23 protein-coding genes are annotated in these 25,056 nt (G+C 49.5%); 21 read left to right on the top strand and 2 right to left on the bottom strand.

Annotation, left to right across the window (positions count from 1 at the left end; all coding sequences use genetic code 11):
• Window positions 1–12 precede the first annotated feature (12 nt).
• The 15 genes from BBR47_RS18960 (at window position 13) to pyrE (ending at window position 19,027) form a co-directional block, all read left to right on the top strand.
• The gene (locus BBR47_RS18960) at window positions 13–1,974 is read left to right on the top strand and encodes a glycoside hydrolase family 15 protein (protein ID WP_015892045.1); all 1,962 of its coding nucleotides are present in this window, start codon (window positions 13–15) and stop codon (window positions 1,972–1,974) included.
• Between the two features lie 18 nt (window positions 1,975–1,992).
• Window positions 1,993–3,417, top strand: a complete 1,425-nt coding sequence (locus tag BBR47_RS18955; RefSeq protein ID WP_015892044.1) for a phosphoglucomutase/phosphomannomutase family protein — start codon at window positions 1,993–1,995, stop codon at window positions 3,415–3,417.
• Window positions 3,418–4,498: 1,081 nt separating this feature from the next.
• On the top strand, window positions 4,499–5,140 hold the full coding sequence (locus tag BBR47_RS18950) for a serine/threonine-protein kinase (RefSeq protein WP_015892043.1): 642 nt from the start codon (window positions 4,499–4,501) through the stop codon (window positions 5,138–5,140).
• 77 nt (window positions 5,141–5,217) lie between these two features.
• Window positions 5,218–5,667: a signal peptidase II gene (gene lspA, locus BBR47_RS18945; RefSeq protein WP_015892042.1), complete on the top strand. Its 450-nt coding sequence runs from the start codon at window positions 5,218–5,220 to the stop codon at window positions 5,665–5,667.
• A gap of 45 nt (window positions 5,668–5,712) precedes the next feature.
• Window positions 5,713–6,642, top strand: coding sequence for an RluA family pseudouridine synthase (locus BBR47_RS18940; protein ID WP_015892041.1), 930 nt, complete (start codon window positions 5,713–5,715; stop codon window positions 6,640–6,642).
• Window positions 6,643–6,660: 18 nt separating this feature from the next.
• The gene (locus BBR47_RS18935; RefSeq protein ID WP_015892040.1) at window positions 6,661–7,062 is read left to right on the top strand and encodes a VOC family protein; all 402 of its coding nucleotides are present in this window, start codon (window positions 6,661–6,663) and stop codon (window positions 7,060–7,062) included.
• 99 nt (window positions 7,063–7,161) lie between these two features.
• Complete coding sequence (locus BBR47_RS18930) at window positions 7,162–8,523, top strand: PD40 domain-containing protein (RefSeq protein WP_015892039.1); 1,362 nt, start codon at window positions 7,162–7,164, stop codon at window positions 8,521–8,523.
• 224 nt (window positions 8,524–8,747) lie between these two features.
• Window positions 8,748–9,287, top strand: a complete 540-nt coding sequence (gene pyrR / locus BBR47_RS18925; RefSeq protein ID WP_007728461.1) for a bifunctional pyr operon transcriptional regulator/uracil phosphoribosyltransferase PyrR — start codon at window positions 8,748–8,750, stop codon at window positions 9,285–9,287.
• A 175-nt stretch (window positions 9,288–9,462) separates the two neighbouring features.
• Window positions 9,463–10,812, top strand: coding sequence for a solute carrier family 23 protein (locus BBR47_RS18920; RefSeq protein WP_015892038.1), 1,350 nt, complete (start codon window positions 9,463–9,465; stop codon window positions 10,810–10,812).
• Window positions 10,813–11,070: 258 nt separating this feature from the next.
• On the top strand, window positions 11,071–12,012 hold the full coding sequence (locus tag BBR47_RS18915) for an aspartate carbamoyltransferase catalytic subunit (protein WP_015892036.1): 942 nt from the start codon (window positions 11,071–11,073) through the stop codon (window positions 12,010–12,012).
• Window positions 11,979–13,259, top strand: a complete 1,281-nt coding sequence (locus tag BBR47_RS18910; protein ID WP_015892035.1) for a dihydroorotase — start codon at window positions 11,979–11,981, stop codon at window positions 13,257–13,259. The genes BBR47_RS18915 and BBR47_RS18910 overlap by 34 nt, the downstream gene beginning before the upstream one ends.
• A gap of 55 nt (window positions 13,260–13,314) precedes the next feature.
• Window positions 13,315–14,412, top strand: coding sequence for a carbamoyl phosphate synthase small subunit (locus BBR47_RS18905; RefSeq protein ID WP_015892034.1), 1,098 nt, complete (start codon window positions 13,315–13,317; stop codon window positions 14,410–14,412).
• The gene (gene carB, locus BBR47_RS18900) at window positions 14,396–17,608 is read left to right on the top strand and encodes a carbamoyl-phosphate synthase large subunit (protein WP_015892033.1); all 3,213 of its coding nucleotides are present in this window, start codon (window positions 14,396–14,398) and stop codon (window positions 17,606–17,608) included. Before BBR47_RS18905 ends, carB begins: the two co-directional genes overlap by 17 nt.
• A gap of 15 nt (window positions 17,609–17,623) precedes the next feature.
• The gene (gene pyrF / locus BBR47_RS18895; protein ID WP_015892032.1) at window positions 17,624–18,361 is read left to right on the top strand and encodes an orotidine-5'-phosphate decarboxylase; all 738 of its coding nucleotides are present in this window, start codon (window positions 17,624–17,626) and stop codon (window positions 18,359–18,361) included.
• A gap of 27 nt (window positions 18,362–18,388) precedes the next feature.
• Entirely contained in the window at window positions 18,389–19,027 is a 639-nt protein-coding gene (pyrE, locus tag BBR47_RS18890) for an orotate phosphoribosyltransferase (RefSeq protein WP_041749519.1), read from the top strand.
• Between the two features lie 28 nt (window positions 19,028–19,055).
• On the opposite strand, the gene BBR47_RS18885 is transcribed toward pyrE, so the two are convergent.
• Both BBR47_RS18885 and BBR47_RS18880 read right to left on the bottom strand, forming a co-directional pair.
• Entirely contained in the window at window positions 19,056–20,153 is a 1,098-nt protein-coding gene (locus BBR47_RS18885; protein WP_015892030.1) for a saccharopine dehydrogenase, read from the bottom strand.
• A gap of 97 nt (window positions 20,154–20,250) precedes the next feature.
• Window positions 20,251–20,568 carry an ArsR/SmtB family transcription factor gene (locus BBR47_RS18880; protein WP_015892029.1) on the bottom strand — a complete coding sequence of 106 codons (318 nt, stop codon included), beginning with the start codon at window positions 20,566–20,568 and terminating at the stop codon, window positions 20,251–20,253.
• Between the two features lie 231 nt (window positions 20,569–20,799).
• Here BBR47_RS18880 and BBR47_RS18875 point away from each other — a divergent pair, with 231 nt between their 5' ends.
• From BBR47_RS18875 to kynB, 6 genes are all read left to right on the top strand, one after another.
• Window positions 20,800–21,276: a GNAT family N-acetyltransferase gene (locus BBR47_RS18875; RefSeq protein WP_015892028.1), complete on the top strand. Its 477-nt coding sequence runs from the start codon at window positions 20,800–20,802 to the stop codon at window positions 21,274–21,276.
• Window positions 21,277–21,330: 54 nt separating this feature from the next.
• Complete coding sequence (locus BBR47_RS18870; RefSeq protein ID WP_015892027.1) at window positions 21,331–21,846, top strand: phage tail protein; 516 nt, start codon at window positions 21,331–21,333, stop codon at window positions 21,844–21,846.
• A gap of 27 nt (window positions 21,847–21,873) precedes the next feature.
• The gene (locus BBR47_RS18865; protein ID WP_015892026.1) at window positions 21,874–22,383 is read left to right on the top strand and encodes a phage tail protein; all 510 of its coding nucleotides are present in this window, start codon (window positions 21,874–21,876) and stop codon (window positions 22,381–22,383) included.
• A 15-nt stretch (window positions 22,384–22,398) separates the two neighbouring features.
• The gene (locus BBR47_RS18860; protein WP_015892025.1) at window positions 22,399–22,923 is read left to right on the top strand and encodes a phage tail protein; all 525 of its coding nucleotides are present in this window, start codon (window positions 22,399–22,401) and stop codon (window positions 22,921–22,923) included.
• A 184-nt stretch (window positions 22,924–23,107) separates the two neighbouring features.
• The gene (locus tag BBR47_RS18855) at window positions 23,108–24,286 is read left to right on the top strand and encodes an ATP-binding protein (RefSeq protein ID WP_015892024.1); all 1,179 of its coding nucleotides are present in this window, start codon (window positions 23,108–23,110) and stop codon (window positions 24,284–24,286) included.
• Between the two features lie 137 nt (window positions 24,287–24,423).
• Window positions 24,424–25,044 (top strand): arylformamidase, encoded by a 621-nt coding sequence (kynB, locus tag BBR47_RS18850; RefSeq protein WP_015892023.1) that lies wholly within the window; start codon window positions 24,424–24,426, stop codon window positions 25,042–25,044.
• The last annotated feature ends 12 nt before the right edge of the window (window positions 25,045–25,056 follow it).

Below are 25,056 nucleotides of genomic sequence, written 5' to 3'. Positions count from 1 at the left end.
GGACGTGAAGGCATGCCGAGACCGCTCGTCGTCGGGAACGGAAAACTGCTGATTAATTTTGATGACAAGCTGCACATGCGAGATCTGTATTTTCCGTATGTTGGTCAGCTGAATCATGTTGGGGGACACTTTAGCAAGCTGGGGATTTGGGTGCAAGGTCGCTTTTCCTGGCTGGATGAAGACGGCTGGACGCGGAAGCTCGGATACGGACAGGAGTCGTTGGTGACAGATGTTCATGCGCATCATGAACATCTGGGCATCTCCTTGCAAATCGCAGATGGGGTGCATCAGCGTGACCCGATTTATTTGAAAAAGGTGTGCGTTCGGAATTTGACGAGCGAGGTTCGGGAGGTCAGGCTGTTTTTTAATCACGATTTCAGCTTGAATGAGACAGAGGTAGGGGATACTGCTGTTTTTGATCCCGTTCTGCGTACGATTTATCACTACAAGCGCAATGTGTATATCATGGCGAATGGAAAAACGGATACGGGTGGGATCGATCAATATAGCGTCGGGATCAAGCGGTTCAACTATGCGGAGGGGACTTGGAGAGACGCGGAGGATGGTCTTTTGTCCGGCAATCCGATTGCACAAGGCTCCGTAGATAGTACGATTTCTTTTTCGCTCATCCTTCAACCTCAAGAAGAGAAGGAGCTCTTTTACTGGATGTGCATTGGTGAATCGTATGAGGATGTCAAAGGATTGAACCAATATGTACTCGAAAGTGATCCAGAGAGTTTGCTCAGTCGGGTCGCTGTGTATTGGCAGCGTTGGGTCAATAAGGAAGAGCGGGACTTTGCTGATCTTCCGGCAGAGGTTGTCAATCTGTACAAGACCAGCTTGCTTCTCGTTCGCACGCAAATCGATCAGAACGGAGCGATTCTCGCTGCGAATGACTCGGATATTCTCCAATTTAATCGCGATCATTACAGTTACATGTGGCCAAGAGACGGGGCGTTGATTGCGAGTGCGATGGCGAAAGCGGGCTACACGGGAGTGGTCGCACCATTTTTCCGATTTTGCGCGGACGCCTTGAACAAGGACGGGTATTTGCAGCACAAGTACAATCCAGACGGGTCTGTTGGCTCCAGTTGGCATCCGTATATTGTTGACGGAGAGGTTCAGCTTCCGATTCAGGAGGATGAGACGGCACTCGTGCTGTACGCGCTCTGGGAGCAATTCAAGAGCGGCAAGCAAATTGAAGATTGCCAGGCGCTCTATCCTACGCTGGTTCGTCCGGCTGCTCGCTTTTTGCTGGAGTATGTCCATCCAGAGCTGCAACTTCCAAAACCAAGCTACGACTTATGGGAAGAGCGACGAGGAATTTTTACGTTTACCAGTGCTACGGTTTTCGCAGGCTTGATGGCTGCGGCTCGTTTCGCCCAGTTGTTCGGGGATGATCGACGCTACAAACGCTACGCAGAAGGGGCAGAGCGCATTCGCGAGGCAATGGAAAAACATCTGTACGACCCTGAAATCGGGCGTTTTCTGCGTGGGATTTATGTAAGAGCAGATGGGAGTGTCGAAAAAGATTTCACGGTGGAGAGCAGCTTGTTCGCTCTGTTTGCGCTTGATGTGTTTTCTGTAGACGATCCGAGAGTTGCGCAGACAATGGAAGCTGTCAAAAAGAGTTTGCACGTAGACACGGCGATCGGTGGAATCGCTCGCTATCAAGGGGATTACTATTTCAAAAAATCACATGACACGGTGAAGGTCCCGGGAAATCCATGGATCATTTGCACCTTATGGGTGGCTGATTGGGAAATTGCCAAGGCAAAATCACTCGATGAACTCCAAGAGCCAAAGAACAGACTGGTCTGGGTCGTACGGCATGGCCTACAAAGCGGCGTGTTATCCGAACAGCTCGATCCGTATACAGGTGCTCCCGTATCCGTTGCACCCCTGACGTGGTCGCATGCTACTTATGTCGCCACTGTTTTGCGTTATTTGGAGAAGGTGAATGAGTTGCGGTAACGAAGGGAGAATGAGGAGATGACAACGATCCGTTTCGGTACGGACGGTTGGCGCGACATAATCGCAGATGGCTTTACCGTCGAGAATGTCCGTATTGTCGCACAAGCCATCGCCAGCTATACCAAAGAAATCGGACAACAGGAGCAGCCTGTTTTGGTCGGGCATGACACGCGATTTCTGGGGAGACGCTTTGCAAAGGAGGTTGCAGCTGTCCTGACCGCCAATGACATTCGAACCTATTTGGTGAACGAAGCAGCGCCAACGCCTGCCGTAGCCTTTGGAGTGAAGCATTTTGCAGCGAGTGGTGCAATCATGATCACGGCCAGCCACAATCCACCCGAATACAACGGCATTAAATACATTCCGGAGTACGCTGGACCTGCAACGCCTGCGATCACGCAAAGATTGGAAGAATGGATCACCGAAACCTGCGAGACCAAATCGGTGCGTGCGATTTCCCTCGCGGAAGCAAAGGCCCGCAAGCTTCTGCAAGTCATTGTGCTGCGTCCTCATTACGAGGCGCATCTGAGACGGATGATAAACATGGACGTTTTGCAAAACTCTTCCTTGTCCGTTGTTGTCGATGCCATGCATGGTGCGGGTATGGGCTATGTGAGCAGTTTTTTGTCAGAAGCGGGGGTAAAAAACGTCGGAATCAGAGAAGTCCCGGACGCGGCTTTTGGAGGGGATTTGCCAGAGCCAAACGATAAGCATTTGCAGTTATTAAAAAAAGAAGTCGTAGAACGCCAGGCATCTCTTGGTCTTGCCAATGACGGGGATGCAGATCGCTTCGGAGTCGTCGACCGCTTCGGACAGTATATCACGCCAAATGAAGCACTGGTCCTGCTCACCTATCATTTGCGAAAAAATCGAGGCTTGACCGGACGGATTGTCAGGACAGTAGCAACCACGCATCTACTGGATCGGATGGCTACGCATTATGGTCTGGAGCTCGTAGAGACGCCGGTTGGTTTCAAGTACATCGGTGAGGAAATGCGCAAAGGCGACGTGCTCATTGGTGGAGAAGAAAGTGGCGGGGCGAGTATTCTCGGTCACATCCCGGAAAAGGATGGCGTACTCATCAATTTGCTGCTCGCCGAGATGTGCGCGTATGAAAACAAAGGAATCGATCAAATACTGCGAGACGTCTACGAGCAATTCGGCGAGCTGTTCCACACGCGGCTTGATATGAAATTGCCGGAAAAAGATCAATGGGTACAGCAAATGATCGCCAAGCCACCTGCACTCATTGGTCCTTATCAGGTTTTGGAGATTCAACGAGTGGATGGGGTCAAGCTGTTGCTCGAGGAAGGACATTGGGTCTTAATCCGTCCGTCTGGAACAGAGCCGTTGGTACGCATCTATTGTGAAGCAACGAATGCGACAGCCTTGCAGAAGCTGCAAGATGCGATTCACGAATGGTTTTTGGAGATTAATGTGTAGATTCAGAAGGGAGAGCCTGCATGAATGTGCCAGGTTCTTCTTTTTGCGTGGGGTCCTTCTATGCGGCTGCGGAGAAGAGAAGAATATTTCCAGTCTAGGCTCCAGGCTCCGTCCTGGTTTGGGTTGGGACTGTCCGCTCCGAAGGGATTCGCGGGGAAACGCAAAAGTGGTAGCCGCTTCGTCGTATGGGCACGGTTGCGTTTCTTTTGCCCGCAAATCCCTTCTCCGCTGGGTAGGACTCCACAAGTCGCTACGTCTGGAAATATTCTTCTCTGGCGTAACTGATGAGGTTCTTCATTCTTTCAAAGCTTTAAAAAGCGGGGGAAACTCGTAAAGCTCGTAGAGGAAACAGGAGAAAAAAGCGAAGATCTTAGGGACACCGACCGAGACTCCATGCAAAAAGCGAAACACGCCGTTAAGCGTCCACCTCTGAAACACATCCTGAAAGAACCACTTTGGACGCGGTTTCGCTTTTTGCATGGAGTCGTGCAGTCAATCCCACAGGGGGTGGCCCTAGAATCTGAGCGTTTTCTCCTGTTTCCTCCCCACCACGACAGTTACTTAAGGATTCTTCTCTGCCGAAACAGATGAGGTTCTTCAATTCTTTTCAGGTATTAAAAAATCGGGATTAAATAGAAAGCTCGTAGAGGAAACAGGAGAAAAAAGCGAAGATCTTAGGGACACCGACCGAGACGCAATGCAAAAAGCGAAACACGCATTTAGCGTCCACCTCTGAAACACATCCTGAAGAGACCACTTTGGACGCGGTTTCGCTTTTTGCATGGAGTCGTGCAGTCAATCCCACAGGAGGTGGCCCTAGAATCTGAGCGTTTTCTCCTGTTTCCTCCCCACCACAACAGCAACGTACAAGACTCCCATTTACCAAATCAAAAAAATGAGGTATTCTTGTCCATATGCAATCCTTTCATTGGAATCGGACAGGACTTCCTGGCCCCAACCAGTGCAAAGGATTTTTTGCCCCTTATAGGAAATGTCTGAATGATCGTAGTAGATGAACCTTCATTAATTTTGTTTTAAACGTAGTTCGAAGTCGGTAACTGATGAGAGATGATGAGAAACGATGCGGATCGATCAGCATATATTACAAGCTTTTTTACAGGAAGTTCAAGTGGAGAGTCTGTCGCCAGATGATCCAGTCGTTGTACACCACACGCCATACCCGTGGGAACTGGTCGGTACTGGCAATTATGCTGCCGTATTTGCCCACCCGGACTATCCAAAGGTAGTAATCAAGCTATACGCACCTGGACGACCAGGAGCCGAACAGGAAATCGAAGTCTATCGCAAGCTAGGGGAGACTCGTTCCTTCCCCATCTGTTATGATTATGGGGAAGGATACTTGGTCATTTCGCGGATGAACGGTATCCCCTTGTTTGACTGTGTCCGCTTTGGTATTCCGATTCCTCCGCAGGTGATTGAAGACGTGGAGGAAGCGTTAGAAGAGGCCCGCAGGAAGGGCTTGTTTCCGCATGATGTCCATGGAAAAAATGTATTAATGGATCAGGGACGAGGTTATCTGATTGACGTATCGGATTACTATGTCAATGATACAGACACGAAATGGCGAGATTTACGCAAGGCGTATTACAAGGTGTATCTGCCATTTATCAAGGATCGCGGATGGAAAATTCCATTGTGGATGCTGGAAGTCGTACGCAAAGGCTATCGACTGTTCAAAAAAGGAAAGCGCTTGTTCACGTAGGCGGTCTCTGGTAAAATGATCATTTGACATTGTGTTTGTACAGTTGCTGGTCGAAGCAGAATAAGGAGGACATTCCATTGTGGTACTATCTCATTGCGGCAGTAATTATTGCGCTTGATCAGTTTACAAAGTATTTAATCGTGAAGTATATGGAACTGGGAGAATCCATTCCTTTGATCGCGGACGTCTTTCATCTAACTTCCCATCGAAACATGGGAGCGGCGTTTGGTATCCTGCAAAATCGACGTTGGTTTTTTATCGCCATTACCGCTGTCGTTGTGATTGGGATTGTCATTTCCTTGATTCGCTTGGGAAAAAAACAACCTCGTGCATCGTTGGCGCTGTCATTTGTCTTGGGTGGAGCCGTCGGGAATTTCATTGATCGCGCGATGTCCGGTCAAGTCGTAGATTTTCTCGATTTTACGTTGATTCACTTCCCGATCTTTAATGTGGCGGATATGGCCATCACGATTGGTGTGGGGATTTTGCTTCTCGATGTTTTTCTGGATGGGAAGAAAAACAGATAGTCATGAGAATAATAGTGGGAAAGCTCGGATAGGTGGAGAACATACATGAATGACACGCAATTGTTTGAACGTTACGATTGGACAGTAGACCCAGCAGATAAGAACGAGCGCATTGACAAGTTTATCACGCTGCAAAATGAAGATTGGTCCCGTTCACAGGTACAGGCTTGGGTGAAGGAAGGTCGTGTTACTGTAAATGGTGAACCGATCAAAAACAACTACAAGCTACAGGCAGAGGACGAAGTGACCCTCCGTGTTCCGCCGCCAAAGGAAATGGCGATCCAGCCAGAAGAGATGTCGCTTGATATTGTATACGAGGATAGCGATGTCGTGGTCGTGAATAAACCACGTGGTCTCGTCGTGCATCCTGCTCCTGGTCATTACAGTGGGACACTCGTCAATGGGCTTTTGGCACATTGCAAGGATTTGTCCGGAATTAATGGCGTTTTGCGTCCGGGAATTGTCCATCGCATTGACAAGGATACGTCCGGCCTGTTGATGGTAGCCAAAAACGACAAGGCACACATGGGGTTGGCTGAACAGTTGAAAGCACATACGGTCAATCGGAAGTATGTCGCGCTTGTTCATGGGGTCATCCCGCATGAAATGGGAACGATTGAAGCACCGATCGGGCGCGATCCGAAAAATCGCCAGCAAATGGCGGTCGTTTTTGAAAACAGCAAGCCGGCTGTTACGCATTTTATCGTGCTGGAGCGCTTCAAAGAGTACACGATGGTGGAATTGAAACTCGAAACAGGGCGTACCCATCAAATTCGCGTACACATGAAGTACATTGACTATCCACTGGCGGGCGACCCGAAATACGGTCCGAAAAATACATTGGAGCTCGATGGACAAGCTTTGCATGCGAAAACGCTGGGATTCATCCATCCCCGTACAGGAGAGCAGCTCGAGTTCGAAGCGCCAATGCCGAAGGAAATGCTTGACGTCATCGAAGTTCTCAGACAAGCGTAGAGAACAGGGGGAATAGCCGTGCTAAAAAGATTAGCGCATGTGACACTGTACGTTCACGACTGTGAAGATGCATTGCGGTTTTACACGGAAAAACTCGGTTTCGAAAAACGCATGGATTCTCGGATGGATGATGGTTCTCGTTGGCTCACCGTCGGTCTTCCAGGGCAGGAGCTAGAGATTGTATTGCATGACCCTACCCATTGGCATCGGGAAGAAGTTGCGCAGGAAATGCTTCGTCAGGTCGGCAAAAATCCAATGTGGGTTTGGCATACGGATGATTTTTGGTCCACATACGAAACACTGCGTCAACGCGGCGTGGAGTTTGTGAGTGAACCAAACGAAGTAATGTATGGCATAGAGGTTATTTTCAAGGATCTGTATGGCAATCGTTTCTTGTTGTTGCAGCAAGTCTTCCTATGACCCTTACATAATGGCAGTTGGATTGGAAAACGCTAGTAGAGAGCTTATTACTTTCTTCTGGCGTTTTTTTCATCATTCAATAGAGAGTGTAAGGAGTGAATGCCTGTGATCGGAAAATGGGGGAAGCTGTTCGGTCTTTTTGTCCTTTTGGTTGTACTTGTCACAGCAAACGGTGAAGCAAAGGTGGTAGCCCAAAGCCAAGGGCCGGAGCGTGTGAACAAGGAAGTAAGCGTTCCGGCAAAAATGGCATTTACGAGCAACCAGCATTTGTTTTTGGTAGATGGACGGGATGCGACGGGAAAGATCAAGCAAATCACCAAGGATGGCTATGCACAGATCGTGGGCTGGTCGCCAGATGGCAAGTGGCTCCTGTTCGTGAAATACAAAGGCAACGATAATTACTCGACACCAGGCTATGTGTGGATCGTCAGAGCTGACGGCAGCAAAACTGTGCAGGTAGACGAGCGAGCGGTTTTTGAAACACCAAAATGGTCTCCGAAAGCGAACAAGCTCGCTTACACCGTGAATGTAGGCCGTAATGAAGCCCCGAGACTATTGCTGATCGTAAAAGACGTTCAAGAGCATGGAGAATTAGCTTTGCAAAGTACGACGAGGGCTGACTTCGAAGATTTTGCCTGGATGCCGGATGGGGAAAACATGCTTGTTTCACTACCAGCCGAAAAAAATAAGCCGATGACGCTGGCCTTGCGCACACTTGCAGGTAAACCGTTGGCTGCCTACCCGATTGCAGAACCGCCAAGAGTGGAGGAAGGCATCTACCCATGGGCAGCGACAGGCTTAAAAGTATCGCCGGATGGGAAGGCTGTGGCCTACTTTGTCAGGTATAACTCAGGCTCCTTGTCTGCTGATGGCGTACCGATTCAATGGTTTGATTTGACACAGCCTGCCAAAAAGCCAATAGACCTCGGAACAGGATTGGCTTATCCTGATTGGCTTGCCTGGACACCAAATGGCGAACAGCTGGCTTTTGTCGATGGTACTGACCGGACCGCCACGACTAACAAGCAGTTAAAGCTAGCGGATCGAGCAGGAAAGGTCAAAACAGTCAGCCCTGGTCCAGTGGTGGTAGACACTTATCCGGTATGGATTCCAAAAGCTCCGTACACGCTGCTTTTCACCAGAGGCTTGGCTACAGAGTATTCGTATGATCCGAAGAAGGTCATGGTACCGGAACAAGGCATCTGGCGGCGATCTGCAGATGGAGCGGAGCAGCAGGTGACAAAAGGGGAAGCGAATACAGCGGACTACTATCCTGCGCCGTCTCCAGATGGAAAACAGCTTCTTTTCTTGCGGCTGGATCGAGCGGAGCACGGCTCCTTGTTTATCCAAGGAATTGGTGAGAATGCGGACAAACAAGTCGAGCTGATCAAAAACATGACAGGGGACATTGGGTATTATGCGAACTATTTGCCACCGTGGGTCAGCGTCTATTGGGAATAGTTAGACTTTTCCGGGCTGCATTGACACCCGTCCAGAATCGTGACATAATTCTACATGACGAATGGAACCTTTTAATCCAGTCCAGTGAGGCTGGCAAGGGCACGGAATGACAAACAGGCGGGACGCTTAAAAGTCCGGTCAGTTTGTCCGAAGGCTTCTTGTCTCCTGACAAGGAGCCTTTTTTCGTAAGGTCCACTGTTCCCGTCGAAAAGGGGGATATTGAGATGATCAACAAAAGCGTTATTATGGATGAAGCGGCGATCCGCCGCGCGCTCACGCGAATCGCACATGAAATTATTGAGCGAAATAAAGGCGTCGAGGATCTCATTATCGTGGGGATTAAGACCAGAGGGATCTACCTCGCGCAGCGCCTTGTGGAAAGAATCGAAATGATTGAAAATGTGAAAGTCCCAGTCGGTGAGCTGGACATTACGTTTTATCGCGACGATCTTCAGCACAAGTCCGAAGATGCCATTTTGCAAGGCTCCAAGCTACCGGATCAAATCACAGGCAAGACGGTGATTCTGGTCGATGATGTTCTCTACACGGGAAGAACGGTGCGTGCCGCATTGGATGCACTGATTGATAACGGTCGCCCACGGATGATTCAACTGGCTGTGCTGGTTGATCGCGGTCATCGCGAGCTGCCAATCCGCCCTGATTTCGTCGGAAAGAACCTCCCAACTGCTAGAACGGAAATTGTCGATGTACAATTGGCAGAAGTGGACGTTATGGACATTGTCTCCATCCGACAGCTACTGTAAAAAGAATAGGATTCCTCTTTAAAAACGATCCTGTGAGGTCGGCAAGAGGCAAGATACTTCCCATGACTATGGCGAAGCTAGCCTCTTTGTGCCCGCACAAAGAGGTTTTTTGTATAAAAAGAAGCTTTTTGTATAAAAGAAGTTTTGAATGAAACAACACAGGGGGCATACAGGCATGAGCCAGAAAAATTACATCGATGTAGACGAAACACCACATATTTCGCGATTGTTGCCACTTAGTATTCAACACTTGTTCGCGATGTTCGGCTCGACTGTATTGGTGCCGATCTTAACGGGGCTGGATGTTGCAACGGCGCTCATGGCAAGTGGGATTGGAACCCTGTTGTTCCTGTGGATCACCAAAGGAAAGCTGCCGAACTACCTCGGTTCTTCGTTCGCTTTCATCGGTCCGATTATCGTCGTGAGTCAATCACATGGAGTAGGGACCGCACTCTTAGGCTGCTTCCTCTCCGGGATTGTGTACATCATCGTCGCCGGAATCGTCAAGAAGGCAGGGGTCAAATGGCTTGATCGGGTACTGCCACCAGTTGTCATCGCCTCTGTCATCGTCGTGATCGGTCTGAGCCTGGCTGGCGTAGCAGTAGACATGGCAACGAAAGTCACTGTAGATGGTCAATCGCAAATGTCATTGACATCGATTGAAATCTCGCTGGTAACAGTGGTCATAACAGTGCTTGCAGCAGTTATGCTGCGCGGTTTCCTTGGTCTTATCCCCATCTTGATCGGTATGGTTACAGGTTATGTATACACACTGCTGCGTCACCCTGAACTGATTAACTTTCAAAAAGTAGTAGAAGCAGACTGGTTTATCACGCCACAAAAAATGTTTGCGGAGCACTTCAAATTTACCGAAGTGATGAGTGTGATCGGTGACGGCTCTGCATGGATCGCAGCACTGGTCATCGCACCAGTCGCTTTCGTCACGCTGGCAGAGCATTTGGGTCACTTGCTGGTAACGAGCAAGGTCATGGATCGCGATCTGATGAAAAATCCGGGTCTGCACCGCAGCTTGCTCGGAGACGGGGTGGCAACCTCACTGGCAGCTATCTTGGGAGGTCCGCCAGCAACGACATATGGAGAAAACATCGGTGTCCTTGCAATGACTAAGGTATACAGTCGAGTGGTCATCGGTCTGGCGGCTGTACTGGCAATCATGTTCGCCTTCGCTGGTAAGGTTAGCGCCATTTTAATGACAATCCCAACGCCGGTACTTGGCGGTGTCTCCATCATCCTGTTCGGTATCATCGCGGCACAAGGCTTGCGGATGTACGTCGAGCACAAAGTGAATTTTGCAGACAAGCGCAACATGATTCTCGCAGCCGTCATCCTCGTCACGGGAATCGGCGGATACAAAATCAGTTTTGCAAGTACAGGTATCGCTTTCCTGAGCGACCTGACCATCGATAATATCGCACTCTCTACCTTCCTGGGAATTATTCTGCACCTGATCCTTCCAGGAAAAGCGTCCGCGATGGGAGAAGCGCATCTTGAAGAACAAAAATAAATAGCCTATACGTTCCCAATCCTTTAAATCCAGTCCAGAGAGGCTGGCAAGGCAAAGAACGCTGTTTCGGCTGCCCAAAAAGGCACTCAACCAGCTTCTTGTCTCGCTTGCCTCCAGATGCAAAGCGATGCCAAGAAGTTTTTTCTTTGTGAAAAACGTCTCGACGTTTTTCATAAAACAGGATTTGACCGCTTGCGGTCTGCAAAAGAACGGGCTTGACCGTTCCTTTTGAACATTAAAGAATCGGAGGGATTCATGATGAAAAATGTAGCGCATTTGATCGGCCTCAAAGACTTATCGAAAGAACAGATCATCCAGCTCCTCGAGCGAGCAGAGTATTGGGCTGCCAGACCAACTGAGCAAGCGGATATCCTGCGCGGACGGTTTGTCGCGAATCTGTTCTTCGAGGCCAGCACCAGAACCCGCTTTTCTTTTGAAGTAGCACAAAAGCGACTGGGCGCACATGTTTTGAACTTCATTCCGGAAACCTCCTCTACTGTAAAGGGCGAGACGGTCTATGACACAATCCGCACCTTGGAAGCAATGGGTGTGGAAGCAGCCGTGATCCGCACCAAGAAGGAAGGCCTGCTGCAAGAGCTGGCTGAAAGCGTAGACCTGAAGCTGATCAACGCAGGAGATGGAACGAATGAGCACCCGACCCAATGCCTGCTCGATCTTCTGACCATGAAAAGGCAGTTTGGCAAGCTTTCTGGTCTCACGGTTGCGATCATTGGAGACCTGCGCCACAGCCGCGTGCTCGGTTCTCACCTGCATGCGCTGCCGAAGCTCGGTGTAAATCTGCTGCTCTCAGGTCCCGCTACGATGATGCCAGCGCATATCCCGCAAGGTGTGAAAATCGTGGAAATGGAAGAAGCGGTTCAAACCGCAGATGTGGTCATGATGCTACGCGTGCAGCTGGAGCGCCATGCGGAATCCCTCTATCTATCGAAGGAAGAGTATCACAAGGCACATGGGCTCACACTGGATAGAGCCAAAATGATGAAGTCCGGCGCAGTTATCATGCATCCGGCACCCGTCAATCGCGGGGTTGAGATTCATACCGATTTGGTAGAATGTGAAACGTCCTTGATCCAAACCCAAGTGACCAACGGAGTCGCAGCAAGAATGGCAGTTCTAGAAACTCTTTTGAAAGGGAGCGAAATGACATGGGAATCATCCTTGGCAACGGCAACGTACTAAATCAGGCGGGGGAACTCACCCCGATGGAAATATTGGTGGAAAAGGGAAGAATCACAGCGATGGGAGAAACACTCGATCGCTGTGGGCATGATTGGATCGATTGCCACGGGGGTATGATTAGCGCGGGTCTCATCGATGCCCACGTACATCTGCGTGAACCAGGCTTTGAACATAAAGAAACGATCGAAACAGGGGCAAAAGCAGCCGTACAAGGCGGATTTACAACGGTAGCATGCATGCCAAACACACGACCATCCATCGATAGTGTCGAGACTGTGACCTACATTTTGGACAAAGCGAGCGAGGCAGGTATGGCGCGCGTCATCCCGTATGGTGCAATTACTGTTCGCCAATTGGGAAAAGAGCTGACGGATTTCGCTGGGTTAAAAGAAGCAGGGATCTTCGCGCTGACAGATGACGGTGTGGGTGTCCAATCAACCGCCATGATGAAAAAAGCTATGCAAAAAGCAGCAGAGCTCGGTATCGCAATCGTCGCTCACTGTGAGGACGAAGACCTGTTGATCCCGGGAGCAGCTTTGCATGACGGGGTGGTTGCAGCTCGACACGGACTCCCAGGAATTCCTTCTGAGTCAGAGTCCATCCACGTTGGCCGCGATATTTTGCTGGCAGAACAGACAGGTGTGCACTACCACGTATGTCACATCAGTGCAAAAGAATCGGTTCGTCTGGTACGCGACGGAAAACGCGCTGGCGTGAATGTAACGTGTGAAGTCAGTCCACATCATCTCTTGCTGTGCGACGAGGATATCCCGGACAATCTGGATACAAATTGGAAAATGAACCCGCCCCTGCGCTCTCGTGAAGATCGCGCTGCACTGATTGCGGGATTGAAAGACGGCACCATTGATATGATCGCAACCGACCATGCACCACACACCCAAGAGGAAAAAGCCAACGGGATCAACCGCGCACCATTCGGAATCGTCGGACTGGAGACAGCTTTCCCACTGTTGTACACAAATCTCGTACAAACGGGAGAGCTGACCTTGAAGAAGCTGGTTGAGCTGTTGACCGTGAAGCCAGCAGAAGCATTCAAACTGCCATATGGACGTCTGGAAGTAGGCGCACCAGCAGACCTGACTGTGATGGATCTGGAAACGGAAAAAACAATTGACCCAAGCACATTCGCAAGTAAAGGAATCAACACACCATTTGCTGGTTGGGTATGCAAAGGCTGGCCGACGCTGACGCTGGTAGATGGAAAGATCGTATATCAAAACGTGTAAAAACGACTGACAGACGAGACAAAAGTTTTTACACGACAATGGAGGAGGAGCATAAATGCGTGCAAGATTGATCTTGGAAGATGGAACAGAATTTATCGGGACGGCATTTGGAGCGACAAAGGAGTCTTACGGGGAAGTGGTTTTCAATACAGGGCTGACTGGCTATCAGGAGGTTTTGTCCGACCCATCCTACTGCGGACAGATCGTCACCATGACATACCCGCTAATCGGAAATTACGGGATCAATCGAGACGACTTTGAAGCTGTTCGTCCATACATTCACGGCTTCGTTGTTCGCGAGCATTGTGAGGCACCGAGCAACTGGCGCAATACGAACACACTCGATGAACTGCTGAAAACATACGAAATTCCGGGCATTGCTGGAATCGACACCCGGATGCTGACGAGAAAAATTCGTTACCACGGCACGATGAAGGGCATGATTACCACCAGTGAAGCCCCGTTGGCTGAATTGGTTGCTGCCCTGAACGGCACGACATTGATGACAGACCAAGTACCACGCGTTTCTACGAAAAGCGTCTTCAGCTGCCCAGGTACAGGGCATCGGGTAGTACTGGTAGACTTCGGGGCCAAGCACGGGATTTTGCGCGAGCTGACCAAGCGCAACTGTGACGTAGTCGTTGTACCTTACAATGTAACAGCAGAAGAGATTCGCCTCATTCAACCGGACGGGATACTTTTATCCAATGGCCCTGGGGACCCGAAGGACGTACCGCAAGCTGTAGAGATGATTCGCGAAATCTTGGGTGAATATCCTCTGTTCGGAATTTGCCTCGGTCACCAACTGTTCGCGCTGGCATCTGGCGCTGACACGACGAAAATGAAATTCGGACACCGTGGCGGCAACCATCCAGTAAAAGAGCTGCCAACCGGACGCACCTATATCACATCCCAGAACCACAGCTATGCAGTAAAAGAAGACTCGCTCGCAGGCACGGAGCTGGAAGTTACACATATCGCCCTGAATGATGGCACCATCGAAGGTGTACGTCATGCCGCGAAGAATGCATTCTCAGTACAGTACCATCCAGAAGCAGCTCCAGGACCGTATGATTCCGGCTACCTGTTCGACCAGTTTCTTGCGATGATGGAAACAGCTAAGGAGGAAAAAACTCATGCCAAAACAAGATAATCTGAAAAAAATCCTCGTAATAGGCTCTGGACCAATCGTCATCGGGCAGGCTGCAGAATTTGACTATGCAGGCACGCAAGCATGCGAAGCGTTAAAAGAAGAGGGTATGGAGGTAGTTCTGATTAACTCCAACCCGGCGACCATCATGACTGATACAAACATGGCGGACAAAGTATATATCGAGCCAATCACACCTGAATTCGTAGCGCGCGTCATTCGTCAAGAGAAGCCGGATGGACTGCTTCCTACACTTGGCGGTCAAACAGGCTTGAACATGGCTGTTGCCCTCTCCGAAGCAGGCGTTCTCGAGCAAGAAAATGTAAAGCTGCTCGGAACCAAGCTGGAATCGATCAAGCAAGCAGAAGACCGCGACCTGTTCCGCTCCCTCATGAATGAACTGGGCGAGCCAGTACCTGAATCAGTCATCGTGAGCACGATAGAAGAAGCGGTTGATTTTGCAAACGAAATCGGTTATCCCATCATCGTTCGTCCTGCCTACACCTTGGGTGGTACAGGCGGCGGAATTTGTGATGATGAAGAAACCCTCCGCGAGATCGTCGCAAGCGGATTGAAATACTCCCCGATTACACAATGCTTGATCGAGAAAAGCATTGCCGGCATGAAAGAAATCGAGTACGAAGTGATGCGCGATGCCAACGACAACTGCATCGTCGTGTGCAACATGGAAAACATCGACCCAGTCGGTGTGCATACTGGTGACTCCATCGTAGTAGCGCCTAGCCAAACACTGGCTGACCGCGAGTATCAAATGCTGCGCACATCGGCACTAAACATCATCCGGGCGCTCGGTATCGAGGGTGGCTGCAACGTACAATACGCACTCGACCCGCACAGCTTCCAGTACTACGTGATCGAAGTGAACCCGCGTGTGAGCCGCTCTTCTGCACTGGCTTCCAAGGCAACAGGCTACCCAATTGCAAAGATGGCAGCCAAAATCGCAATCGGCTACACGTTGGACGAACTGAAAAACCCGGTGACAGGGCAAACATATGCATGCTTCGAGCCAACACTGGACTACATCGTCAGCAAAATCCCACGTTGGCCGTTTGACAAGTTCCAATCCGCCAATCGCAAGCTGGGTACGCAAATGAAAGCGACTGGAGAAGTAATGGCAATCGGTCGGACTTTTGAAGAATCGATCATGAAGGCCATCCGCTCCTTGGAAATCGGCAGCTATCACATTGAGATTAAGGGAGCAGGCGAAATCAGCGAGGACGACCTGAAAGCACGTCTGGTGCACGCAGATGACGAACGCCTCTTCCTGCTGGCAGAAGCACTGCGCCGTGGCTGGACGATCGAACAACTGCACAGCCTGACCAAGATCGATCTGTTCTTCCTGCACAAGATCCATAAAATGATTGCCTTTGAAGCACAACTGGCAAAAGGCTTGACGAGCGAGAAGCTATACGAAGCAAAACGCATGGGCTTCACTGACCGCAAAATTGCTGAGCTGTGCGGTGAGACAGAAGAAGCGGTACACGCCATGCGCAAAGAAAAAGGCTTTGTACCTGTATATAAAATGGTAGATACTTGCGCGGCAGAATTCGAGGCGCAAACACCGTACTACTACTCCGCTTATGAAGTAGAAGACGAGCGCATCGAGACAGGCAAAAAACGCGTGGTGGTACTGGGCTCCGGACCAATCCGCATCGGTCAAGGAATCGAGTTTGACTACGCAACGGTTCACGCCGTCTGGGCATTGAGAGAAGCGGGCTATGAGGCAGTGATCATCAATAACAACCCGGAGACAGTTTCCACAGACTTCAACACCTCTGATCGCCTGTACTTCGAGCCGCTGTACATCGAAGACGTCATGAACATTCTCGATGTAGAAAAACCAGAGGGTGTCATCGTACAATTCGGCGGACAAACCGCGATCAACCTGGCTGACAAGCTGACTGCACGCGGAATCAAAATCTTGGGTACGAGTCTGGAAAACATCGACGCGGCGGAAAACCGTGAGAAGTTCGAAGCGCTGCTGCGCGAGCTGGAAATCGCCCAACCACCGGGCAAAACGGTTACGTCAGTCGATCAGGCAGTAGTGGCGGCAGAGGGTCTTGGCTTCCCGGTCCTGGTTCGCCCATCCTACGTACTTGGCGGACGTGCGATGGAAATCGTCTACAACCAGCCCGAACTGTTGGAGTACATGGAAAAAGCGGTGAAGGTAAACCCTGATCACCCTGTACTGGTAGACCGTTACATGGTCGGAATAGAAGCGGAAGTCGATGCGATCTGCGACGGCGAAAACGTTCTGATCCCAGGCATCATGGAGCATATCGAACGAGCAGGGGTGCACTCCGGCGACTCTATCGCCGTATATCCTCCGCAATCCTTGTCCCAAGCGATTAAGGATGAGCTGATCGACATGACGACGAAGCTGGCGCGTGCCCTGCAAATCAAAGGCTTGCTCAACATCCAGTTCGTCATCTATAAAGATCGCCCATACGTAATCGAGGTCAATCCGCGTTCGTCCCGTACAGTGCCATTCCTTTCCAAAGTAACGGGGATTCCAATGGCGAACATCGCGACGAAAGCGATCCTTGGTCACTCTATCATGGAACAAGGCTTTACACCGGGCTACCATCCAGAGGAGTCGATGGTTTCTGTCAAAGTACCAGTCTTCTCCTTCGCAAAGCTGCGCCGCGTTGATATTACGCTCGGCCCTGAAATGAAATCGACCGGAGAAGTCATGGGACGCGAGAGCACTTTGGCAAAAGCGTTGTACAAAGGCTTGGTCGCAGCAGGCATGAATATCCCGACACAAGGCACCTTGCTCGTGACTGTTGCTGACAAAGACAAGGAAGAAGCGCTGGACATCGTGAAACGCTTCCGCCACCTCGGCTTCAAGCTGATGGCAACCGCAGGCACAGCCGATTATTTGGAGCAAGCGGGACTGCAAGTCACACGCGTAAGCAAATTGTCAGAAGGCACGCCAAATCTGTTGGATGTCATCCATACAGGCGAAGCGAACATCGTACTCAATACACTGACAAAAGGCAAAACGCCACAACGCGACGGCTTCCGCATTCGTCGGGAAGCGGTCGAGAACGGCGCCGTATGCTTGACTTCACTCGATACAGCTTCCGCTCTCCTGCACGTACTGGAGACGATCACATTCTCTACAGAAGCAATGCCAGCCCAGCGTGCTGGTGCCAAAGTGGCAGTAACCGTATAAAAAGGGGAGAGCAGCGTGCAACAACAACTAACCGATATTCGCGAACGCATGATTGTTGCGCTCGACTTTTCCACACTGGATGAAGTCAAGAAGTGCATCGAGCCGCTACAGGGGCATATCCGTTATGTAAAAGTAGGGATGGAGCTCGCTTACGCAGAAGGGCCAGCGATCGTTTCCTTCTTGAAGGAAAAAGGACTCAACGTGTTCCTCGACTTGAAGGTTCATGATATTCCCAATACAGCAAAAGGCGCGATGAGAAGCCTAGCGCGACTGGGAGCAGACATGGTAAACGTTCATGCGGCAGGCGGCGTAGCTATGATGGCGGCAGCGAGAGAAGGCTTGGAGCAAGGGACAGCGGCAGGTGCTGCTCGTCCCCTCCTGATCGGTGTAACGATGCTGACATCCACTGGTTTGCAAACGATGAATCAAGAATTGGCAATACCAGGTGCGGTAGAAGATGTTGTCGTGCACTATGCACGGATGACCAAGCAAGCAGGTTTGGATGGGGTCGTTGCTTCTCCACTAGAAGTACCGATGATCAAAAAAGCTGCCGGAGACGCCTTTGTAACCGTAACGCCAGGAATTCGCCCACTGGGAGCAGATCAAGGTGATCAGACGCGTATCACGACGCCAGAACAGGCATTCCGCTTGGGTAGTGATTACCTCGTGATCGGACGCGCCATTACGGGTGCTAAAGATCCGGTAGGGGTATGGCAAAGTATCGTCGCAGCAGTGGAAAAAGATCGTTCGTAAAGTAGCCAGCTGGAGGGAATAAGTGAAATGACGACAATGACAACCGCTAAACAAATTGCAGCGAATCTTCTCGAAATCGGGGCAGTTCATCTGCGTCCGGAGCAACCTTTTACATGGACGTCCGGGATTAAATCCCCAATCTACTGCGACAATCGGATCACGATGTCTTATCCGCATGTGCGTCGTGCCGTTGCGAAAGCATTTGCCGATTTGATCAAGGAGCAGTACCCAGATGCGCAAGTCGTGGCGGGGACAGCGACTGCTGGTATTCCACATGCTGCATGGGTAGCAGAGCTGCTTGATCTGCCTATGATCTACGTACGGGACAAGGCAAAAGGCCACGGTCGCCAAAATCAGATTGAGGGCGCATTGGCGGCTGGTCAAAAGGTCGTCGTGATTGAAGACCTGATTTCCACAGGAGGCAGCTCCTTGAAAGCGGCGCAAGCGGTACAGGCAGAGGGTGGAGAGGTACTGGGGGTCGTAGCCATTTTCAGCTATCAATTCCCGGATGCCCAAGCCTTGTTTGAGGAAGCAGGCATTCCTTGCTCCACCATTTCGAATTATATAGCGCTTTTGGAAGTAGCTTCAGAGCAAGGGGTTATTACTAGCGAACAGGAAAAAGTATTGGGCGAATGGCTGAAATCCCCGCGTACTTTTTTTGAATAAGGGAGACATGATGAAGAGTAGGGCGGGGTCAAACCGTCCTACTCTTTTTTGTTTCGTCATGGATCGTAATCTGGACCCCTTCGGATCGATAGAACTGGAGGATATCCTCGGCAGACATTTCGAGATGCCTCAAATCCTCTGGAAAAAGAACACCGGGCGTAACCGTTTCGTTTTCGCTTTGCCGAAGGACTGGTTGTGCAAAAATGGCAGCTCCCAAAGCGGTCAGGTGAGTCTGCCCTTTCGGATCAGTGATCTCGACTTGGCGTTTCACGTTCATGCCATGCTCATTGCGCCCATTTATTTGGATGACAACATGGTGAGGTGACCCTGCACCCGGATTGTACAGTATTTTTTGACGTGTGCTTTTGCCAAGCATGTCCCATATCCGGCTTTTTACCAATAAAACGAGGGCAAAAGTAGACAGTTTATTGTCAAAGGCGATCCGAAAATCAGCGGCAGTTACGTTTGGGGCTTTCACGAGCGTCATGTGATCCGGTGTGTCAAGACGATAGCATTTCGTATGAAACCCATTCGGAAAGGTCACGGGTACCGGATCTGACATGGGTGTCACTTCTTTTACGCCAGTGGGGGTGGTGACAGTAAAAGGGATCGTCATACGATCCATATAGTCGGTGGAATCTGGACCTGCTTTGTCTTGAAGAGAATAAAGTGCGTGAAGATGAATCCGGACATCTTGCAGGGAAGAGGTATGTATGCTTGCAAGAAGGGCTACAGTTCCCCCCATCCATCCTGAGGCGAGTATAACTGGAGAGCCCATGTTCTCCTTCTTCAATCGGTCGATTGACCGTGTAAATCGCTCTGTCCAACGCGTGACGTCAATCAAAGGGATCTGTCGGCGAACCGCAGCAAGCAACAGTTTGTCATCTGGATCATTTACTGCACTGATAATCAAGGCCAAATCATCTGGAGCATGGGCGAGAGGATCAGATTTGGAGATGTCCAAGAGAAAAGGCTTTAGCCTCGTGGACGCAAAAGGCAAAGGTTTTCCGGCAGACCTTCCTCCCAGCAATAATTCGAGAGTAGGGTGGCGATCGTGCAGGATCTTGGCAATTTGGCTCCCAACCGTTCCGTAGCCGCCGACAATTAAAACTTTGGTGGGATTCATGACGATTTCTCCTTTGATTAAATGTTTATTCGTTTAAGTTTATTAACGGATAGCTGTGAAAAACAGGGACACACTGTCCCTTCTCGTGACGTCCTATTCAGTTGCACTCTTCTTCGACGAAAGTCACCAATTGCTTAAAAAGACGGATCGCCTCTGTAAATTCAAGCCGATAAAACATCTCCGTTCCCTTCTTTTGAACGTTTACTAGGCCCGCTTGTTTTAATATTTTCAAGTGATGAGACACCGTAGGTCTAGACATGGGAATATGTTCGGCAATTTGTGTTACGTTCATGCTTTCCTTGTCGATGAGAAGAGCTACGATTTGCTGCCGAATCGGATCACCCAAGCCTTGGAAGTATGGACTTAACTCCATAAATATTTGCGTCGCTTTTTCATTGCAGGTTGGATTCGTCATTGCACACTCCGTTAATAAACTTAATCATTTAAACCAAAGTATATGAGTTCTTCCTTATTTTTGCAAGCGATAAAAACGCTTCTTCTCTTTTTCGGGACGAAGCGTTTTTCATGTAAAAGAGCTAACTTTAGTTAGTGTTAGAAAGAATTTGGATAATGATATCATGATTGATGATTGCTATTTAATCAGGAAGGATTTCAGAAAAGTACAACGATTACTACAAGGAGGATTATGGTACATACCAGACCTTTTGAATATGAGCAAGACGAATCATTTATTTGGGAATTGTACTGTTCTACGAGAACCGAAGAAATGGCACTTTGGGGTTGGAGTGAGTCGGACAAGCTTGCTTTTTTACAGTCGCAGTTTATCATGCAGCAGAAATCTTACCAAATGCAATTTCCCGCTCAAAATCATCAAATCATTCTGCGATCCGGGCAGCCTATCGGTCGTTTGATCACGGATGCGAGCGGGGAAGCACTGCATCTTGTTGATATTTCTTTGCTACCTGCTTATCGGGGACAGGGTGTTGGTTCTGGCATTATTGGCGATTTGCAAAAAGAGGCTGAAGCTGTCCAATTACCGATCCGTTTACATGTTTTACAGGGGAATCCTGCCTTTCGATTATATGAACGACTTCATTTCATCGTGACAGATTCAAGGGGGCTGTATATCCAAATGGAATGGCAGCCACTTCTGCAAAAATGACCAAACAGTTCGTTTGACAAAGGAAATAACCACTTTACATAAGGAGGAAGCAACATGGCAGAGCCATTTCTTGGAGAAATTAGGATGTTTGGAGGAGATTATGCACCACAAGGATGGGCATTATGCAATGGACAGATCTTATCTATTTCTGAAAACGACACGCTGTTTAGTTTGATTGGATTCACATATGGCGGGGATGGACAAACGACTTTTGCGTTGCCTGATTTACGAGGGCGTATCCCGCTCCATCAAGGGAAAAATCCGAGCACAGGAACTACCTTCGTGATAGGTGAAAAAAATGGTGTAGAATCAGTCACCTTAAACGCCCCACAATTGCCCGCGCATACACATACGGTCCATGCATCATCGCAGCCAGGAACGCAGAATAGCCCCACCAATGCTGTATGGGCAAAGAATTCGCAGCTATATTCAACAAATGCACCTGATGGATTGATGAACGCGTCCAGCTTGAGTACTGTAGGTGGAAATCAACCACACAGTAACCTGATGCCGTTTACGGTTATTAATTTCATCATTGCCCTGTATGGGATCTATCCTCAACAAAATTAACATTCCAATCGAACAGGAGGATTTTACGTGGAACCATTTCTTGGAGAAATTCGATTTTTTCCCTTTCCATTTGCGCCAAAGGGTTGGGCTTTGTGTAATGGAGCGGTGTTGCCTATCAATACAAATCAGGCACTGTATTCCTTGTTAGGAACTGCTTATGGTGGGGATGGGAAAACCACGTTTGTTTTGCCAGATTTAAGAGGGCGTGTCCCCGTTCATGTAAACAATCAACAGGATCGCCCCATCGTTACGCGTGGTCTGTCAGCCGGTGAAGAAAGTCATATACTTACGACAAGCGAGATACCCGCCCATACCCATTCGGCGACCGGCTCGAATGCAACTGCCAGTGAAAAAATTAGCGCTGGGAACTACTGGGCACAAGCATCCACCACAACCTATGGGACAACCCCTGATACGACGATGAGTGAGAGTGCGTTGCAAACAGTAGGAAACAGTGCACCTCATACGAATATGCAGCCGTATTTGGTCGGGAATTTTTGCATCGCGATTCAAGGGATTTACCCGCCAAGAAACTAGAGGAGGCACTATCATATGGATCCGTATATTGGAGAAATTCGTATCTTCGCTGGCAGCTTCCCGCCGAAGGACTGGGCTTTTTGTGATGGACAATTGATTGCAGTCTCTTCCAATCCTGCTTTGTATTCGATATTGGGAACAAAGTATGGCGGAGATGGCAAGACCACATTTGCGCTTCCCAATTTAAGAGGCACAGCCCCGATGAACCAGGGGGAAGGACCTGGATTGACACCGCGTACGGCAGGTCAGACAGATGGCGCAGCCAAGATAACACTGCTACAAAACGAAATTCCGGCGCATACGCATGTTCCCAATGCGTGCTCAACTCCTACAGGGGATACGCCAACAGGGGCAAAATGGTCATCCACTGGTGGCCGGGGAGGTATCATTCCTTACTCCAACACGAGTGATGGGACACAGCTTAGCCCGCAAGCAATTGGAACCACAGGCGGGACTCAGCCTCATAATAATATGCAACCTTATCTCGGACTCTCGTTCATCATTTGTGTGGAAGGCGGAGTTTATCCGGCGAAAGGATAGAGACTGAATTTTGGACGCCCAATGCTGTGCAGCTGGAGGCGTCTTTTTCGTGTGACGGTCACAGCCCTTCTTCCATCTTTTCCTATTTTTCGTATTCTTCTTGCGAGACGTATGCATTATAATGGATATGTCCGTGATACTAAACGATCGCTTGAAGCTTAAACGATCGCAGAGGATGAAGCAGATGACGAAGATAGAAATACTGAAAAGCATGTTGACGAGCGATCAACGCAATGCACCAGTATGGCTGTTGTTAGGGTTAGAGCATGCTGAGCAGGGGGATCGTACGGAGGCTTTACAGGCATTTACGCAGGCCCTTGCCTATGGTAATGAAGCGATGAAGGAAAAAATTGTGATCGAGCTCAACAAGCTACAAAAAGAATCCCCCTATTCGCGGACGTTAAAAGGGATCAATCAGAAGGATTCCTCTACATACACTACGATGTTTTCACCTAAGATACGCGTCATTGAAGGGGGAAAAGGGAAGACCACCACGAAATCGGTACAACTCGTTGAGAAAACGGCGGGCTTTGGAATGGTCGGCGGGCTTGGACGAGTAAAAGAGGCAATCTTTCAAAGACTCCTACAGCCTATTTCGCAACGGTTGCCTCAAAAGAAAAGTACCATCTTACTTTACGGCCCATCGGGGTGTGGAAAATCTTTGCTGGCAAAAGCAACCTCAGAAGAATGCCAGGCTCATTTTTTCTCCATGGCGAACACAGGCGGTCGAAGTATGTATACGCCGTCGAACAGGCAGTTCAACATCCATGACTTACTGGCAACAGCCCCTGCCAATAAACCTTTTCTGTTTTTTTTAGATGAACTGGAGGCTTCCAGCCATTACGAAGAGCATGCGAACTCCTATCCTAGACAGGGGATCGATTCCAAATGGCTTCAGCAGATAGCGGAGGTAGGCGAGTACAACGAACGATTCGTCCTGATGGGTGCAACCAACGTCCCGTGGGAATTGGAGCCATCCATGCTCCGAGCGGCCGGCTTTGATCACTGGATTTTTGTCGGACCGCCAGATCGGCAAGCACGGGAGGATATTTTTCGCCTAAAACTGGAGGGCCGTCCCACTGAGATACTAAATTATGAGCAGTTAGCAGGATGGACGGAGTTTTATTCGGGGGCAGACATCGAGTATGTAGTGGAGCTCGCGACGGAGCAGGTATGGCATGATGTCGTAACAAAAGGGGTCGACCGCCCCATTCAAATGAGCGATCTACGGGAGGCCATTGCAGCTACGTATCCAACAACCATTGAGTGGTTGAGGACTTTGAAAGAACATTTGAAACAAGTGGATGATAACGGAATTTATGATGAAGTGTGGGATTACCTGTCTCTCCACAGTAGAATCTGAAATCAACGAAAAGACTGTCGGCACGCTATCAAGCTGCAGTCTTTTTTTGGTACAAATGTTAGAATATTGACTCAATACAGTCTTTTTTGTACGCTGAGTATAGGCTTGAACAGTTGCTGGAAGGTGGAGGTTACGCGATGAAAATAATAGATATATCCCGTCCGTTCATGGCAGGTATGCCGACCTGGCCAGGGGACACTCCCTTTCACTATGTCGTAAACTGGCCCAAAGCGGAGAGTGGCTCAGTCAATGTCGGCAAAGTAACCATGAGTATTCACACAGGTACTCATGTGGATGCTCCATTTCACTTCGATGATGATGGCCGCAAAATAGCTGAATTACCTCTAGACTTGTACATCGGAGAGGCGAGAGTGGTAGAGCTTACTGGACACTCCAGCATTGGTCCAGAAGATTTTGCCCAGATTGATCTGGAGGGGGTGGAACGCTTGCTGCTCAAAACATTATCATGGAGCGACCCCAATCAGTTTCCGTCAACGATCTGTCATCTGCGAGCGGACTTGCCAGCGTTCTTTGCCAAAAAGGGCATTCGGCTGATCGGAGTAGATGTCCCATCTGTCGATCCGTTGGACAGCAAGGAACTGGCTGCTCATCATGGACTTCACCAGCATGATATTCATATTTTGGAGGGGCTTCTCCTCGATCATGTGGAACCGGGTGATTATGAATTGATCGCACTGCCGCTTCCTTTAGTAGAAGCAGATGGAAGTCCGGTACGTGCAATCTTGCGACGTTCGTAACGCTGCATATTG

The organism is Brevibacillus brevis NBRC 100599 (genome assembly GCF_000010165.1).
Classification (GTDB): domain Bacteria; phylum Bacillota; class Bacilli; order Brevibacillales; family Brevibacillaceae; genus Brevibacillus; species Brevibacillus brevis_D.
Note: the sequence above shows the minus strand (reverse complement) of the source record. Positions and strands in the feature narration are given on the sequence as shown.

Coding starts and splice junctions, on each gene's coding strand:
- BBR47_RS18905 (WP_015892034.1), top strand. CDS start 13,315: ATGCGTGCAAGATTGATCTTGGAAGATGGAACAGAATTTATCGGGACG.
- pyrR (WP_007728461.1), top strand. CDS start 8,748: ATGATCAACAAAAGCGTTATTATGGATGAAGCGGCGATCCGCCGCGCG.
- BBR47_RS18930 (WP_015892039.1), top strand. CDS start 7,162: ATGCCTGTGATCGGAAAATGGGGGAAGCTGTTCGGTCTTTTTGTCCTT.
- BBR47_RS18860 (WP_015892025.1), top strand. CDS start 22,399: ATGGATCCGTATATTGGAGAAATTCGTATCTTCGCTGGCAGCTTCCCG.
- BBR47_RS18955 (WP_015892044.1), top strand. CDS start 1,993: ATGACAACGATCCGTTTCGGTACGGACGGTTGGCGCGACATAATCGCA.
- BBR47_RS18920 (WP_015892038.1), top strand. CDS start 9,463: ATGAGCCAGAAAAATTACATCGATGTAGACGAAACACCACATATTTCG.
- BBR47_RS18950 (WP_015892043.1), top strand. CDS start 4,499: ATGCGGATCGATCAGCATATATTACAAGCTTTTTTACAGGAAGTTCAA.
- BBR47_RS18940 (WP_015892041.1), top strand. CDS start 5,713: ATGAATGACACGCAATTGTTTGAACGTTACGATTGGACAGTAGACCCA.
- pyrE (WP_041749519.1), top strand. CDS start 18,389: ATGACGACAATGACAACCGCTAAACAAATTGCAGCGAATCTTCTCGAA.
- BBR47_RS18960 (WP_015892045.1), top strand. CDS start 13: ATGCCGAGACCGCTCGTCGTCGGGAACGGAAAACTGCTGATTAATTTT.
- BBR47_RS18875 (WP_015892028.1), top strand. CDS start 20,800: ATGGTACATACCAGACCTTTTGAATATGAGCAAGACGAATCATTTATT.
- BBR47_RS18855 (WP_015892024.1), top strand. CDS start 23,108: ATGACGAAGATAGAAATACTGAAAAGCATGTTGACGAGCGATCAACGC.
- carB (WP_015892033.1), top strand. CDS start 14,396: ATGCCAAAACAAGATAATCTGAAAAAAATCCTCGTAATAGGCTCTGGA.
- BBR47_RS18880 (WP_015892029.1), bottom strand. CDS start 20,568: ATGACGAATCCAACCTGCAATGAAAAAGCGACGCAAATATTTATGGAG.
- BBR47_RS18885 (WP_015892030.1), bottom strand. CDS start 20,153: ATGAATCCCACCAAAGTTTTAATTGTCGGCGGCTACGGAACGGTTGGG.
- BBR47_RS18910 (WP_015892035.1), top strand. CDS start 11,979: ATGGGAATCATCCTTGGCAACGGCAACGTACTAAATCAGGCGGGGGAA.
- BBR47_RS18870 (WP_015892027.1), top strand. CDS start 21,331: ATGGCAGAGCCATTTCTTGGAGAAATTAGGATGTTTGGAGGAGATTAT.
- BBR47_RS18915 (WP_015892036.1), top strand. CDS start 11,071: ATGAAAAATGTAGCGCATTTGATCGGCCTCAAAGACTTATCGAAAGAA.
- kynB (WP_015892023.1), top strand. CDS start 24,424: ATGAAAATAATAGATATATCCCGTCCGTTCATGGCAGGTATGCCGACC.